The sequence below is a fragment of the Bartonella vinsonii subsp. berkhoffii ATCC 51672 genome (genome assembly GCF_902825225.1).
Lineage (GTDB): Bacteria > Pseudomonadota > Alphaproteobacteria > Rhizobiales > Rhizobiaceae > Bartonella > Bartonella berkhoffii.
In genome coordinates this window covers 1-429 of record NZ_CADEAK010000193.1, presented here as the reverse complement: position 1 = coordinate 429, position 429 = coordinate 1, and the positions used below count along the sequence as shown (strand labels likewise).

The following is a 429-nucleotide window of genomic DNA, read 5'->3' as shown; positions in this document are numbered from 1 at the left end:
AACCAGAAAATTCACTGACGCATGGATTACTACATTGGTTAATTTTACCATTTTGCAAGTTTTAGTAATCATGCTTGGTACGATTATGTGTCAAATTATCATACACGTTCTCAAAGGTACATATGATTCGATCTATTATCTCTTTCCCCCTGTTGTTGTCATCTCGATAGTAGGAGCTATTCTTTTCCGTGCATTGCCTGGCATTGCTTCTGCTCTAGCTTCTGGTGGACCATACTTTAACGCTGGCTTCTCTTCAGGAGGACCGGTTTTATCGATGCTTTCTGGTGGTGCTCAAGCTGGTAGTAATGCAGCAAAAAGCGCAGTTTCAAAAATCTCTGGTGCAGCAGGTGCTGCAAGAAAAGTGGCAGGAACCGCAAGCAAAGCAGCAAAAATGGGAGGACAAGGCCGTGGCAACTTTTAATATCAAAC

At 42.7% G+C, this 429-nt stretch carries 1 protein-coding gene; it reads left to right on the top strand.

Going from position 1 to position 429, the window contains the following annotated elements; all coding sequences use genetic code 11:
- The coding region (locus tag J7R10_RS08890) for a type IV secretion system protein (RefSeq protein ID WP_208436494.1) at positions 1–421 on the top strand (421 nt) is incomplete at its 5' end.
- Positions 422–429: the final 8 nt, after the last annotated feature.